The sequence below is a fragment of the Reinekea forsetii genome, assembly GCF_002795845.1.
Taxonomy (GTDB): Bacteria; Pseudomonadota; Gammaproteobacteria; order Pseudomonadales; family Natronospirillaceae; genus Reinekea; species Reinekea forsetii.
In genome coordinates, this window is sequence record NZ_CP011797.1 from 1,555,593 (window position 1) to 1,569,235 (window position 13,643).

Consider the following 13,643-nt stretch of genomic DNA (forward strand, 5'->3'; position numbering starts at 1 on the left):
GCTCAGTTGGAAAAACTAATATTCTTTGCGGCCACCCAGTTGCATCGTCGCTATTTTAGCAAAATAGCGGCCCAGGAACCCAGCATGAGTGTCTGTTGGTTCAAGTCGGTCAAAAACGCTTGGCCGCTAATGAAGTACGATAAACGCCTGTTAGGTATCGTACAGCAGGCTAGCCGCAAGACTGACAACAGCCGGGGACGAGCCCTACCGGCCGGAGCCGCGCCGCTATACCGCGGGGCCTTGCTACTGAAGTCCATGTGGCTCTATAACAGTTACTATCGTTTCCTATCCCGCGAGGATGTGGCCCATTCAGTTGTCTGGAATGGCCTAAAACATCGTCAACAACTTTGGTGTTTGTGCTGTGAGGAATTGGGCATCAAACTACGCTATATGGAAAACGGACTGTTGCCTGGCCATACCACCCTCGATGCTCGCGGGGTTAATTATGGTAATTCATTATCGAGAGACCCCAGCTTTTATCGGGATTACAGGGTCACCCATTCAGGCAACCAGCCAGACCCGACAACGATTGAGCCTCTCGCCCGCCCAGATAAGCTGCCAGAACGCTTCGTATTGGTGCCATTCCAGGTCAACGGCGACAGTCAGATAGTCTGTTATTCTCCATGGGTTAAGAATACGGCGCACCTGGCAGAAATTCTGCTCGCAGCCCAGCCAGCCTTTAAAGCAGCTGGTTTGCAATTGGTGGTAAAGCCGCATCCCAAATGCAGCACGCCCAATGCTAACGTGCTCCAGCTACTTCAAGAGCAGGGCGTGACTGTTATCACCGATATTGACTCAAAAACCTTGGTCGCCCACTCGCAAGCCGTTTTAACCATCAATTCAACCGTTGGTATTGAAGCCCTGGCCGCGGGAAATAAGCTAATAGTTGTGGGCCAAGCCTTTTATCGCATGCCGGGTATGACCCTTGGCGCCGACAACCTCGACGAACTGAATAGGGCGATTGGCCAATTGACCGACTGGACCCCGGATGCAGACGCCATTAGCGGGTTGTTTGCCTATTTAAGACAAGAATACCAAATTACCGGTGATTGGCGAGCCGCCGAACCGGCTCATGTCCAAGACATCATAAAGCGATTGCACCGATTCAATGGAGAAACACCATGGCAGTAAAACCAGATAAGGTGGCGATGGTGTTACTCGTCAAGAATGAGATCGACATTATTGACCTAAATCTGCGCTTTCATCGCGCCAAAGGCATTAACCAGTTTATCGTTATGGACAACGGTTCTACCGACGGTACCTTGGACTATCTGCGCGATCAGGCGGAACGGTCGGATTTAGTTGTGATCGACAACCCAGATTCCAGCTATCAACAGTCAAAATGGATGACCGCCATGGCTCGCCAGGCGCGGGATGTATTCGGGGTGAGCCATGTAATACCCAATGACGCCGATGAATTTTGGTGGCCGAAGGACGGCCTGTCTATCCCAGAAGTACTAAGCGAGGATGCGACGGTACAGACGGTACAGCGCTATAATCGCCTACTGACCCGCGAGATGGAAAGTGCTCAATTACCGTTCTATCAAGCCGAATATTTTGTCAAATCTCCGATTCTGTATGGTGGCGAGTCTCAAATTAATGACCCCAGTTGCTCGATGCAGCTGGTAAAGATCAGCCCCAAGGTAATTGTTCAGCCCAGGCTATTGTGGAAAATTAAGGGTGGTAACCACCGAGCCAGGCATCTCAAATTCTGGTCAAAATACAACAATAGCGATTTGCAGGTGCACCATTTCCCTTACCGAACTTACAGCCAATTTGAAACCAATATAGCCGGCAGAGCTGAGAAATTGGGCCGCCCAAAGGTCAAGATGGGGCCCCATATCAAGCGTTGGGTGCCGATGTATAACAATGGCACCTTGGAGCAGGAATATAATCATCTGTTGATTAGCGATGCACAACGAACGGTGTTAAGTGAAATAGGGGTTGTAGGCCAGGAGAAGGGGCTGCCTGCATTCTTGGCAGATCTAATGGAGCCTAAGCCTTAATCCCAAGAGTACCCGAACTTGCCAGCGAATCATGCTTGACCGATCCCATCATCGCACTGCACCCAGGTCTACTTTGGCGCGAACTTGAAAGATCTCACCAAGACTTATGTGAACCAGCATAACCACCAGAAACCAACACGCTCAAAATCGCCGTTTGAACTCACTCTGCAACCCTATATACTCTTGCTTATCTTAATCTCGATATCATTAAAAGGATCAAATAATGAAAATTGCAGTCGCTGGAACGGGTTATGTTGGGCTTTCTAACGCGATGCTACTGGCACAACATAACGAAGTGGTGGCCGTTGACATCCTTAATGAGCGAGTTGATCTGTTAAACAACAAGCAGTCCCCTATAGTAGATGCAGAAATCACCGACTTCCTAAGCAATAAAAGTCTGAATTTTAGGGCCACCCTAGATAATCAGGAAGCCTATCTAAATGCTGACTTTGTTATAGTAGCCACCCCTACAGATTATGACCCAGTAACCAACAATTTCGATACTAGTAGTGTTGAGTCAGTAATCCGCGATATAACCGATATTAACCCCAAAGCGGTTATCGTAATTAAGTCTACGGTACCGGTTGGCTACACTCAGCGTATTCGCAAAACCTTTAACAATGAAAATATCATATTCTCACCTGAATTCCTTCGCGAAGGCCGGGCGCTTTACGATAATCTTTACCCTTCGCGCATAATTGTGGGCGAGCAATCGGCCCGGGCCGAAACCTTTGCAAAACTGCTTAAAGACGGTGGTCTAAAGACGGACACGGAGGTATTGTTGACCGACAGTACCGAGGCAGAAGCCGTAAAACTGTTTTCTAACACCTATTTGGCCATGCGGGTTGCCTATTTTAATGAGCTTGACAGCTACGCGGAAACCCACAATCTTGACTCTAAGCAAATCATCGAAGGCGTAGGTTTAGACCCACGAATCGGTACCCATTATCGCAATCCGTCTTTTGGATATGGCGGCTATTGTCTGCCAAAGGACACAAAACAGCTTTTGGCGAACTTTGGTGATGTGCCCAGTAACATGGTGCGAGCGGTAGTAGATGCAAATACCACTCGTAAGGATTTTATTGCCGACTCCATTTTAAAACGCAACCCCAAGGTTGTGGGTATTTACAGGCTGGTGATGAAAACTGGGTCAGACAACTTCCGAGCATCGGCCATTCAGGGGGTTATGAAGCGGATTAAGGCCAAGGGCGTTGAAATCGTGGTCTATGAGCCGGTGCTGGAGGAGGAGAGTTTTTTTAATTCCCGGGTGATTAAGGATTTGGCGGAGTTTAAGGCAGTTTCGGATGTGATTGTGGCGAATAGGCAGGCTGATGCTTTAAATGATGTCAAGGCTAAGGTGTATACGCGGGATTTGTTTGGTAGCGACTGACTAAAAGATGTAAGGCCCCTGACAACAAATGTCATTCTACCGCTTGAATTATGATTAGCTTCGTGATTGGGCCGGAGCCTTATAAATGCTTAGTGACGAAATCACCTACAAACTGTTTAGAGTCTTAGATTGTAACCTAAATTTGAGTCAACGACAGTTGGGCCACTCATTAAGCTTAAGTCTAGGGGGGGGGTACAGGCTTTTTTAATCAATTAAGCTATGTCATAATTTTCGGTAAATGTCGTTTATAATAAGACGCAATATTAAGGGTTCCACTATGGTGATCACAGCAGAACTTTGGCAAGCCAACTAATGACCTCACCCAACTGGTTGCTATTGCAAGTGAAGGCTCGTCAAGAGATGCGAGCCTTAGAAAACCTAGAGCGGCAACAGGCACAGTGCTACTGCCCGAAAATACAGGTAGAAAAGCTCAGGCGCGGAAAACGTATTCAGGTGGAAGAAGCTTTATTTCCGGGTTACTTATTCATTAACGCCCAGACACAGCAAAATGGTTTAACTTACACCAGTATTCGCTCTAGCCGAGGCGTGAGCAAAATTGTGGGCTTTGGAACTGAGCCGGTCACCATATCAGAAGCGCTTATAGACCAACTTAAGTTGCGCGAAAACACAGGTTTAACCTGGGCCGAGGCCGACGATTTGCCCCAAGCAGGTGACAAAATCAACATCACAGAAGGCCTCTTTAAAGGCTTGCAGGCATTGTATAGCCATGCAGATGGCCAACAAAGAGCCATGGTGCTCATTAGCCTATTACACCAGCAAATCCCCACATCCTTGGCCAATACCCAAATACAAAAAATCACCTACTCTGCTGAATGATTGATTTCACAGCAAAATTTGTGATAACCTAAGGCTTCGTTCAGTAGTTGAACGAAATTTTTGCAAATACCATAAGTAATCGGGTAGGGCGGTAGCGTGTCAGTCGATTGCTATTTATGGCTCCACTACTCATTATTCACCCACCACAATGCAGAACTATGACTACAGAAGCTCATTTAAAAATACTCAAACACATAGAGTCTAACCCGCACATATCGCAGCGGCAATTGGCCCAAGAATTGGGTGTGAGCGTTGGGAAAATCAATTATTGTGTGCAGGCATTGATTACCACAGGCTTGGTAAAGGCCGGGAACTTTAAACGCAGCGCGAGTAAAATGAGTTACCTCTATTTATTAACCCCTGCAGGTATTGAAGAAAAAAGTAGATTAACAGCCAGTTTCTTAAAGCGTAAAATCATTGAACATGAAAAGATCAGTCAAGAAATTGCGCAGCTTAAGCGGGACATGGCTAACAGCCCACTAACGCACTTGACAAGAAATTAAAATCGATGGACTAAATTCCTTTATGACAGACGACGGCGCCTTTGTTTGTGATAATTTAAAAGGTTTTTAAGAGCAAGTTTAACGGTGGGAATGCGTGATCTAGGTACCAAACAGCATATACAAACACTGAATGAAAAGACAGCTTGGTAGGGTTCGATAATGGGCACTGTTGCTCGTTTTATAGACCTCTCAGTCGACATAACTGGTGAGAGTAAATGCCTTGGCTAATGCCCTAGCTTAAACTATTTGAAACTTTGGAACCTCGATGAAAAAGTTTGACATATTTGGTATCGGTGCGGCTTTAGTAGATACAGAAATAGTAGTAACAGACGACTTCCTTGCTGATATGTCAAATCAAGTGGTGAAAAATATATTGTCGTGTAGAGCGGTGATGGTCCTTTGACCTATGCGGATATTGATGACTTGGTTTATAAATATCAATTTGATCCTAACTCATCTATAGAGCAAGGGATTTCAAAGTTCGTCGATTCTTACGTAAGTTCGAATTCTCTTTAACGGTAGAAACTAAATTGAATATATATAGGATGGTTTGGTTATATGTTAAATAATAGTACTATTTTAATCACCGGTGGCACTGGTTCCTTTGGCCACACGTTTATCCCCATGACTTTAGATAAATACAACCCTAAAAAAATTATTGTATTTTCTAGAGATGAAATGAAACAATGGGAGATGGCTAAGCATTTTGCGAATGATGACCGTGTTCGATTCTTTATTGGAGATGTTAGGGACCGTGAAAGGCTGTATCGAGCGCTAACCGGGGTTGATTATGTAGTGCATGCCGCCGCAACAAAAATCGTTCCGACAGCAGAATATAATCCATTCGAATGTGTAAAGACTAATATTAATGGTGCGATGAATGTTATTGATGCCTGCATAGATTGCAAGGTTAAGGGCGTCGTCGCCCTATCTACGGATAAAGCAAGTAGCCCCATAAATCTTTATGGCGCTACAAAATTAGCATCGGATAAGTTATTCGTCTCTGGTAATGCCTATTCTGGAGAGCATGGAACACATTTTTCTGTAGTTAGGTATGGAAATGTTATGGGCTCTCGTGGCTCAGTTATTCCTTTCTTTGATCAAGTAAAGGCCAGCGGAACTGTCCCAATTACGGATTTAAGAATGACACGTTTCATGATTTCTTTGGAGCAGGGCGTGGAGCTTGTTTGGCATGCCTTTGAAGATATGATTGGTGGAGAAATATATGTTAAAAAAATACCTTCTATGAAGGTAACAGAGGTAGCAAGTACTGTAGCGCCCGATGCAATTCAGAAAATCATAGGCATACGGCCCGGAGAAAAGTTACATGAGCAAATGATTGGAGAGGAGGATGCGCCTTCAACCTACGAATATGATGATCATTATAAGATTTTACCTGTTATTAATGGCTGGGGTGATGATCCTTTGAGAATTAAAGATGGTAAAAACGTACCTTCTGGATTTACATATAACAGTGAAACAAACAAGGAATGGATGACTAGGCATGAACTGCAAGTTTGGTTGAAGGCCAATCAACAAAAATTAGGAAAATTTTAACCATGATACCTTATGGTCGACAAGATATTTCTGATGCTGATATCGAAGCTGTTATAGATGTCTTGAAATCTAATTTCCTTACTCAGGGGCCTAAGGTGCCTGAGTTCGAAAAAGCCTTAACTTCAATCACCGGCGCTAAACACGCGCTTGCCATGAATAGTGCAACATCAGCGCTTCATGCAGCTTGTCTTGCGTTGGGTTTAGGAAAAGGTGACATACTGTGGACTACGCCAGTCACGTTTGTAGCATCCGCTAATGCTGGATTATATTGTGGAGCTAAGATCGATTTTGTTGATATCGATCCTGATACATATAATATTTGTCCCAAAAAACTAGAGAAAGAGTTAATAAAAGCACAAATAAACGGAACTTTACCGAAAATTTTAGTACCAGTTCATCTTTGTGGCCAGTCTTGTGATATGAGGGCTATTCGGGATCTATGCATGGGATATGGCGTAAAAATTATTGAAGATGCGTCCCATGCCATTGGAGGCAGCTACTTAGGCGGGCCAATCGGCAATTGCGCATATTCTGATATTACAATATTTAGTTTTCATCCCGTGAAGATTATTACCACGGGTGAAGGTGGCGCAGCACTAACTAATGACGACCAGCTAGCAGATAAAATGGCACTCTACCGAGGGCATGGCATTACGCGAGACAAAAATATGATGACTGAGCCATTGCATGGCCCGTGGTATTACCAGCAGGTTGAATTAGGTTACAATTACCGCATGACTGATATCCAGGCGGCACTTGGTGTATCTCAAATTGGCAGGCTCAGCGAGTTCGTTTCAAAGCGGCATCAAATTGCTCGACGATATGATCGCCTTCTGGATGGGTTACCAGTAGTAATTCCTTCTCAATTGGACGATACCTATTCGGGATTGCATCTTTATGTTATTCGATTAAAGTTAGATTACATTCTTCGCTCTCATAAGGAGGTTTTTGAAGGTCTTAGAGAATACGATATCGGTGTGAACGTTCATTACATACCGGTGCACCTGCAACCCTATTATGCTGCTATGGGTTTTAAGAAGGGTGACTTTCCTGAATCTGAAAAATACTATTCTGAGGCCATTAGTTTGCCAATGTACTCAGCTTTATCTGAAAAAGATCAAGATAAAGTTGTTGAGGTACTAAGGTCTTTGGTATCGCCAAAATGAGATTAGCTTTAGGTACAGCTCAATTTGGTATGGAATATGGAATTTCTAATGTTAATGGGAAAGTAAGCCAGGAAGACGGAAAAGCAATTCTAAAGAGCGCCACTCTTGCTGGCGTCGATACTATAGATACTGCGATGGCTTATGGTGACAGCGAACAGGTTCTGGGTAATATGGGGGTTGCGGCCTTCAATGTGGTAACAAAACTGCCCGAAATCCCTGAGCATATAATCGATATAGAAGGTTGGGTGATCAACTCTGTTAAAGACTCAGTTTGCCGCCTTAGAGTAGAGAGGCTTTACGGACTGTTGCTCCATAGACCTGACCAATTATTTGAGCCAAAAGGTTTTAAAATTCTTTCCGCTTTAAGGTTATTAAAGGATTCGGGTTTAGTTAGAAATGTGGGTATATCCGTGTCCTCACCCGGTGAGTTTGATGCACTTTTTAATATATATGACTTTGATATTGTTCAGTGCCCATTTAATTTGGTGGATCGCCGGCTGATCAACTCTGGTTGGTTGGGAAAGCTAAGTACTGCCGGAGTAGAAATACATATTCGCTCTAGTTTCTTACAGGGTTTATTGCTTATACCGAGAGACTCTATTCCTAGTAAGTTCAAAACCTGGAATATATTGTGGGATCATTGGGATAGATGGCTGCTTGCAAATAAAATGTCACCCTTGGATGCTTGTATTTCTTATGTACTTTCTTTTCCGGATATTACTAGGGTGGTTGTTGGAGTCGAAACGCAGCCTCAGCTTGCAGAAATTATTAGAGCAGCTAGTGGTACCTCAATAAATTCGTATCCAGAAATCAGTAGTGATGTCACGAACCTCATTAACCCTGCTAATTGGAATATATTGTGAAAATTGTAGCTATAGTCCAGGCCCGAATGGGTTCCAGCCGGCTTCCCGGCAAAGTCTTGAAGCTCATAAATGGCATCCCTGTAATTGAATTATTGTTGTTTCGACTTTCACAATCAAAGTTAGTTGATCAGATAGTTGTGGCTACTTCTGATGCGGATGCCGACATCCGTCTGGCAGACTATGTGAGGAATCTTGGGTTTAGTTGTTCGCAGGGCAGTGAAAATGACGTGCTTGAGCGTTTTTATAATGCTGCAAAAGAACATGATGCGGATATTGTAGTTCGGATTACAGGGGATTGTCCCCTGGTGGATGCTGATTTAGTGGATCAAGTCATCAAGGGGTACCTCAGTTCAGATGTCGATTATTTTAGTAATGGGATGCCTCCTACTTACCCGGATGGGCTAGATGTTGAGGTGTTTAGTTTTAGCGTATTAGAGCAATCACATTTTAAGAGTCAGGAACCTCATGAACGCGAGCATGTTACACCTTATGCGCGGGACTCCGGTTTTTTCAAAACTGGCAATATGGAATCAGTTGAAGACTTTTCCAATATTCGATTAACTCTAGATGAACATGATGACTTAATATTAATAGATAATATCTTTAACTATTTTTCTCCAGAAATACATTTCACCTGGTCTGAAATACTTACTTTAAGAGAACAGATGCCGAATATTTTTGAGATTAATAAACACATTGATAGGAATGAGGGGGCTTCAATGGGCGCTGGGCAAAAGCTGTACAAGCGTGCTAAGCATGTAATACCTGGTGGTAATATGCTTTTATCCAAAAGGCCAGAGATGTTTTTACCGGATCAATGGCCTGCATATTTCAGCAAGGCGAAAGGCTGTAAGGTTTGGGATTTGGATGGAACCGAATTAATCGATATGAGCATCATGGGCATTGGAACAAATATCCTAGGTTATGGCCATCAAGAAGTAGACGATGCTGTCTTGAAATGTGTTAAAGACGGGAACATGTCAACTCTTAATTGTCCGGAGGAAGTTTACTTAGCGGAAAAATTAATTGAGATTAACCCTTGGGCTGATATGGTCCGCTTTGCAAGAGCTGGTGGTGAAATAAACTCAATTGCTATTAGAATAGCTCGGGCACATACCGGTAGGGATAAAGTCGCGATCTGTGGATATCATGGTTGGCATGATTGGTACTTGGCTTCGAATCTAAATAGCGATCAAAGTCTCGATGGACATTTGCTACCTGGGCTTCAACCACTGGGTGTTCCTCGTGGTTTAACTGGTACAGTCTTACCCTTTAGCTATAATAATATTGAAGAGCTTGAAAATTTAATAAAAGAGAATAACGGTGAGATAGCTGCAATTAAAATGGAAGTATCTCGTAATAGCGGCCCCATAGATGATTATTTAGAAAAAGTGCGTAGCTTGGCTACTGAAAACAAGATTGTCTTGATTTTTGACGAATGTACATCAGGTTTCCGTGAAACATTTGGAGGGTTACATAATAAATTTAACGTGGAGCCTGATATTGCGCTATTTGCTAAGGCCTTGGGTAATGGATATGCGATTTCCGCTTGCGTCGGGAGACAGAAGATTATGCAGGCCGCTCAAAATACATTTATCAGTTCTACTTTTTGGACTGAAAGAATTGGGCCTTCTGCAGCGTTAAAAACTCTCGAGGTTATGGAACGCGTTAAGTCGTGGAAAACCATTACTCAAACTGGCTTGCAGATTCGTAAACGGTGGCAGTTGTTGGCAGATAACCATGACCTAGGTATTAGTCACTGGGGTCTGCCGTCACTAACGGGCTACACTTTCCAAAGTGAAAATGCATTGGCCTACAAAACTTTAGTAACACAGGAAATGTTAGCCAAGGGTTACCTCGCTAGTAATAGTGTTTATGTGTCTACAGAACATACGCCAACTATTATAGATGGTTACTTTGATGCCCTACAATCGGTATTTGGATTGATTAAAGAATGTGAAGAAGGTCGTAATGTAAGTGAGTTGTTAAAAGGGCCTATTTGTCATGCTGGTTTTAAACGGCTAAATTAATATGTTGATGAACATCATTTTCCGTACAGACGCATCGCTAGATATCGGCACAGGGCATGTTATGCGATGCCTTACGCTTGCTCAAGCATTGCGTGCGCAAGGCGCAAGCTGTCGTTTTATTTGTCGTCCGCACGAAGGGAATTTGCTTGAACTAATCCGTAAGCGTGGTTTTGAAGCTCAAGCTTTAGCTACTCAAGTTGTGATGCAAGAAAAATTAACAGAGAAATATGAGAGCGTCCCTGCGCACGCAGCATCGCTAGGAGTAGATTGGAAAACAGATGCCGAGCAAACAAAAAATTTAATTGGCGATGTAGTAGTTGACTGGTTAATCGTTGATCATTATGCAATTGATAAAAATTGGCAGCTTCTACTAGAAAATTGTTACCACAAACTTATGGTTATTGATGACTTAGGTGATCGGGATCATCAAGCCGATATTCTTCTCGACCAGAATGCACAGGGCAAATCAGGTGAAGCGCGCTACAAGGGGCGGACAAATGCCGAGTGCAATCTGCTCCTTGGTCCACACTACGCATTGTTAGGACTAGATTATCCGTTGCTTGCGAACGCTTTGCCTGAGCGAAATGGCGAGATATCCAGAGTGTTAATTTTTGTAGGTGGGAGTGACCCCTTTCACTTGACTGAACGATACTTGACAGCACTGAATGCCCCAGAATTCCGACATCTTTATGTTGATGTCGTCATCGGAAGCAACCACTCAGCGCCGGAAGCTGTTTCGGATTTGGTTTCACGGGTTGAGCACGCAAGAGTCTATTACGAGTTGCCCAGTCTTTCCGCCCTTATCATAAGAGCCGATTTAATGCTCGGTGCGGGTGGTGCAACAAACTGGGAGCGTATGTGTCTTGGTTTGAACTCTGTTATAGTCAGTGTTGCTATAAATCAGCATGGCATCAACCAAGAATTGGAGAAGAAAGGTCTCATATATTTCCTCGGTAAAGTCGAGCATGCAAACATAAACCTCATTCGTGCAGGTTTGAAGCAGATACTAGTCAATCCTTCAGGCAACCGTGTTAGTTCAAAGCGCATGCGTGAGCTCGTCGACGGTAATGGTTGTCGTCGCGTTGTTCAAGCTCTCATAGATCAAAGGAACATATGATGAGTTTCAAGTTGATGCATTTTTCACAAGAGAATACGGATAGAGTTCTGAGTTGGCGAAACTCAGAAAGAATACGTCTGAATATGGTAGACGATTCAGTTATCGAACTCAGTGCACATAAACAATTTCTGTCGTGTCTGGAGGCGAATTGTTCTGCAGCCTATTATGTGGTTGAGTATAATGGAACATCAGTTGGCACGATTTACTTCACAGGGCTGGGAAGTGGCAAAGTCACTTGGGGTTGTTACATTGGCTCGGAGAAAATCATCCCAGGTCTATTTGTAGCACTTCTTGTGATTGCAGCTAAATACTCCTTTAGTTTACCCACCACTAGAATTTTGCGCAGCGAAGTTGCAGCGTTTAACATCAATCCGATAAAACTGAATCGGTTTTTGGGTATCCCTGAAACTTCACGTTTCATTCGATCCACAAAGACTGGCAGTGAAGTTGAGTTTATCGAATATTGCCTTGCCTCGGATCAGCATAACATTATTATCAATAAGGCTGAAAAAGTGATGCCGGGTTCCGTTAAAAAATCATGTCAAGAGTTCATATTGGAGAAATAGATGCAGATACGTGAAGTAATTATTAAACTTTTTGAAGAAGCTCTCGAATCAACAGAATCGAGGCTACAGTGTTCAGAGCTGACAGACGATACCGTGCTTCTTGACAGCGGGCTCGACTCATTGGGTTTCGCTATTCTCGTAGCCCGGTTGGAAGAAGAGCTAGAGTTTGACCCATTTGTTGAAATGGAAGATGCTGTTTACCCTGTTTCTTTTGGTGATTTTGTTGCTATTTATGAGAACCGATTTAAAAAGGGCTCGCAGTGATACTGGAAGAGCTATTGAACAAAGTTGATGACTCACAGCTCTTATGGGTCTCGCCAGAAAGGCAGATAACGGCCGGCGAGCTAAAGCGGGATATTGTCGCTTGTAGGAAATTATTCCCGCTCACAGACAAGCCGCGGGTTGCCTTGGAGCTATCAGACAGTGTGAGTGCACTTACATGGATGCTTGCGCTTGACGGTTTTTCCGAAGTGGTCTTTCTGGTGCCGGCGTCCCTGCAAAAATCAAATGATTACGTTCATTTGAAACGGCAGTTCCAGGCGAACTTGACAGTTAGTGAATCGTTGGACTGTAAGGTGAGAGTACCCGCTAAGGAGGAATATGTGGATGGTAACCCCACCCCGGCGGTAAGATATGCAACTCGGTGGGTGCTGGCTACATCCGGGACAACGGGTATCCCAAAACTGATAGAACATTCAACTGACAGTCTCACGAAAACCTGTAAAGTTGACGTTAGTCGGGGCAAAGATTTTATTTGGGGCCTAGTTTTCGATCCCTTTAGATTTGCGGGCCTTCAGGTTGTACTGCAGGCGTTGTCCAGCGGTTCAAAGCTCGTTTTATGCAATCGAATCGAGAGCTTTAGTGGGCAGGTGAATTTTTTTCGTGACAGCCACGCGAACGCTCTATCTGCAACGCCCACTTACTGGCGTAAATTATTGATGAGCGGTGCGTTGCAGGGTCATGTTTTCAGGCAGGTAACACTCGGTGGTGAGCCAGCGGATAGGTCTGTTCTAAATGCACTTAAATCGGCTTTTCCATCAGCGAGAGTGGCTCATATCTATGCGTCTACCGAGGCCGGTGTTGGCTTCTCCGTCACGGACGGACTGCCGGGTTTCCCTCAAAGATATCTTGACGAGGGTATAGCGGGTAACAAGCTTCGCATCAGTGATTCCGGAACACTGCTGGTAAAGCCAGAGAAACACACCCCTGTAATCTCTGGGGGTGCCTCACTTACTAACGCCGAAGGATTCGTTGATACCGGTGATCTCGTCGAGATCAGAGGCGGGCGAGTTCATTTTCTGGGTCGTGACTCTGGTACCATTAATGTTGGTGGTAATAAAGTGATTCCCGAAGAAGTTGAATCTGTCATTCGCGAAGTGGAAGGTGTCGGCGAGGTAATTGTAAAACCCAAAAGTAGTGGTGTTATGGGGGAGTTAGTTACGGCAGAAATTCAGATACTCTCCTCTGTGTCTGACAAGGCTGTATTTAAAAATGCCATTATTGCGCACTGCCGAAGACGTCTGGAAAAACACAAAGTTCCAGCACTTATTTGGTTTGTAGCTGAGATTGAGCATAACTCCACTGGCAAGATAAACAGGACATAGAATT

Annotated in this window: 14 protein-coding genes; all 14 read left to right on the forward strand. The window is 44.1% G+C overall.

The window, feature by feature from the left end; genetic code table 11:
- Positions 1 to 6 precede the first annotated feature (6 nt).
- The 14 genes from REIFOR_RS07220 (at position 7) to REIFOR_RS07280 (ending at position 13,639) form a co-directional block, all read left to right on the forward strand.
- Positions 7 to 1,131: a capsular polysaccharide export protein, LipB/KpsS family gene (locus tag REIFOR_RS07220; RefSeq protein ID WP_100256921.1), complete on the forward strand. Its 1,125-nt coding sequence runs from the start codon at positions 7 to 9 to the stop codon at positions 1,129 to 1,131.
- Complete coding sequence (locus tag REIFOR_RS07225) at positions 1,122 to 2,006, forward strand: glycosyltransferase family 2 protein (protein ID WP_100256922.1); 885 nt, start codon at positions 1,122 to 1,124, stop codon at positions 2,004 to 2,006. The genes REIFOR_RS07220 and REIFOR_RS07225 overlap by 10 nt, the downstream gene beginning before the upstream one ends.
- Positions 2,007 to 2,229: 223 nt before the next feature.
- The gene (locus REIFOR_RS07230; RefSeq protein WP_100256923.1) at positions 2,230 to 3,396 is read left to right on the forward strand and encodes a nucleotide sugar dehydrogenase; all 1,167 of its coding nucleotides are present in this window, start codon (positions 2,230 to 2,232) and stop codon (positions 3,394 to 3,396) included.
- Positions 3,397 to 3,708: 312 nt separating this feature from the next.
- Positions 3,709 to 4,233, forward strand: coding sequence for a transcription/translation regulatory transformer protein RfaH (gene rfaH / locus REIFOR_RS07235; RefSeq protein ID WP_100256924.1), 525 nt, complete (start codon positions 3,709 to 3,711; stop codon positions 4,231 to 4,233).
- Positions 4,234 to 4,391: 158 nt separating this feature from the next.
- Positions 4,392 to 4,736 (forward strand): MarR family EPS-associated transcriptional regulator, encoded by a 345-nt coding sequence (locus tag REIFOR_RS07240; RefSeq protein ID WP_100256925.1) that lies wholly within the window; start codon positions 4,392 to 4,394, stop codon positions 4,734 to 4,736.
- 265 nt (positions 4,737 to 5,001) lie between these two features.
- Positions 5,002 to 5,139: a hypothetical protein gene (locus REIFOR_RS16855; RefSeq protein ID WP_158524317.1), complete on the forward strand. Its 138-nt coding sequence runs from the start codon at positions 5,002 to 5,004 to the stop codon at positions 5,137 to 5,139.
- Positions 5,140 to 5,294: 155 nt separating this feature from the next.
- Entirely contained in the window at positions 5,295 to 6,293 is a 999-nt protein-coding gene (pseB, locus tag REIFOR_RS07245) for a UDP-N-acetylglucosamine 4,6-dehydratase (inverting) (RefSeq protein ID WP_100256926.1), read from the forward strand.
- A gap of 2 nt (positions 6,294 to 6,295) precedes the next feature.
- Positions 6,296 to 7,459 carry a UDP-4-amino-4,6-dideoxy-N-acetyl-beta-L-altrosamine transaminase gene (gene pseC, locus REIFOR_RS07250; protein ID WP_100256927.1) on the forward strand — a complete coding sequence of 388 codons (1,164 nt, stop codon included), beginning with the start codon at positions 6,296 to 6,298 and terminating at the stop codon, positions 7,457 to 7,459.
- Entirely contained in the window at positions 7,456 to 8,322 is an 867-nt protein-coding gene (locus REIFOR_RS07255; RefSeq protein WP_100256928.1) for an aldo/keto reductase, read from the forward strand. Before pseC ends, REIFOR_RS07255 begins: the two co-directional genes overlap by 4 nt.
- A complete protein-coding gene (locus REIFOR_RS07260; RefSeq protein WP_100256929.1) occupies positions 8,319 to 10,352 on the forward strand; it encodes an aminotransferase class III-fold pyridoxal phosphate-dependent enzyme in 2,034 nt (677 codons plus the stop codon). Before REIFOR_RS07255 ends, REIFOR_RS07260 begins: the two co-directional genes overlap by 4 nt.
- 1 nt (position 10,353) lies before the next feature.
- Entirely contained in the window at positions 10,354 to 11,469 is a 1,116-nt protein-coding gene (gene pseG / locus REIFOR_RS07265; protein WP_100256930.1) for a UDP-2,4-diacetamido-2,4,6-trideoxy-beta-L-altropyranose hydrolase, read from the forward strand.
- Between the two features lie 83 nt (positions 11,470 to 11,552).
- The gene (locus REIFOR_RS07270) at positions 11,553 to 12,035 is read left to right on the forward strand and encodes a hypothetical protein (RefSeq protein ID WP_145980254.1); all 483 of its coding nucleotides are present in this window, start codon (positions 11,553 to 11,555) and stop codon (positions 12,033 to 12,035) included.
- Positions 12,036 to 12,299 (forward strand): acyl carrier protein, encoded by a 264-nt coding sequence (locus REIFOR_RS07275; RefSeq protein WP_193437327.1) that lies wholly within the window; start codon positions 12,036 to 12,038, stop codon positions 12,297 to 12,299.
- Between the two features lie 14 nt (positions 12,300 to 12,313).
- Positions 12,314 to 13,639: an AMP-binding protein gene (locus REIFOR_RS07280; protein ID WP_145980255.1), complete on the forward strand. Its 1,326-nt coding sequence runs from the start codon at positions 12,314 to 12,316 to the stop codon at positions 13,637 to 13,639.
- Positions 13,640 to 13,643: the final 4 nt, after the last annotated feature.